Here is a 1,040-nt window from a genome sequence, read left to right as displayed (position 1 = left end):
TGCCGGTAAAACGGCAAAGTAACAGAGATTAAACTGAAGAGTTTGATCCTGGCTCAGATTGAACGCTGGCGGCATGCCTTACACATGCAAGTCGAACGGCAGCACGGAGCTTGCTCTGGTGGCGAGTGGCGAACGGGTGAGTAATATATCGGAACGTACCCTGGAGTGGGGGATAACGTAGCGAAAGTTACGCTAATACCGCATACGATCTAAGGATGAAAGTGGGGGATCGCAAGACCTCATGCTCGTGGAGCGGCCGATATCTGATTAGCTAGTTGGTAGGGTAAAAGCCTACCAAGGCATCGATCAGTAGCTGGTCTGAGAGGACGACCAGCCACACTGGAACTGAGACACGGTCCAGACTCCTACGGGAGGCAGCAGTGGGGAATTTTGGACAATGGGCGCAAGCCTGATCCAGCAATGCCGCGTGAGTGAAGAAGGCCTTCGGGTTGTAAAGCTCTTTTGTCAGGGAAGAAACGGTGAGAGCTAATATCTTTTGCTAATGACGGTACCTGAAGAATAAGCACCGGCTAACTACGTGCCAGCAGCCGCGGTAATACGTAGGGTGCAAGCGTTAATCGGAATTACTGGGCGTAAAGCGTGCGCAGGCGGTTTTGTAAGTCTGATGTGAAATCCCCGGGCTCAACCTGGGAATTGCATTGGAGACTGCAAGGCTAGAATCTGGCAGAGGGGGGTAGAATTCCACGTGTAGCAGTGAAATGCGTAGATATGTGGAGGAACACCGATGGCGAAGGCAGCCCCCTGGGTCAAGATTGACGCTCATGCACGAAAGCGTGGGGAGCAAACAGGATTAGATACCCTGGTAGTCCACGCCCTAAACGATGTCTACTAGTTGTCGGGTCTTAATTGACTTGGTAACGCAGCTAACGCGTGAAGTAGACCGCCTGGGGAGTACGGTCGCAAGATTAAAACTCAAAGGAATTGACGGGGACCCGCACAAGCGGTGGATGATGTGGATTAATTCGATGCAACGCGAAAAACCTTACCTACCCTTGACATGGATGGAATCCCGGAGAGAT

Annotated in this window: 1 rRNA gene; it reads left to right on the top strand. The window is 51.9% G+C overall.

The annotated features are described in order from the left end of the window. Positions 1-30 precede the first annotated feature (30 nt). Positions 31-1,040 (top strand): 16S ribosomal RNA (locus HDE75_RS26570); the annotation flags it as partial.

Source organism: Janthinobacterium silvisoli (assembly GCF_014200725.1).
Lineage (GTDB): Bacteria > Pseudomonadota > Gammaproteobacteria > Burkholderiales > Burkholderiaceae_D > Janthinobacterium.
The sequence above is the reverse complement of the archived record's forward strand: the minus strand, read 5'-3'. Positions and strand labels throughout refer to the sequence as shown.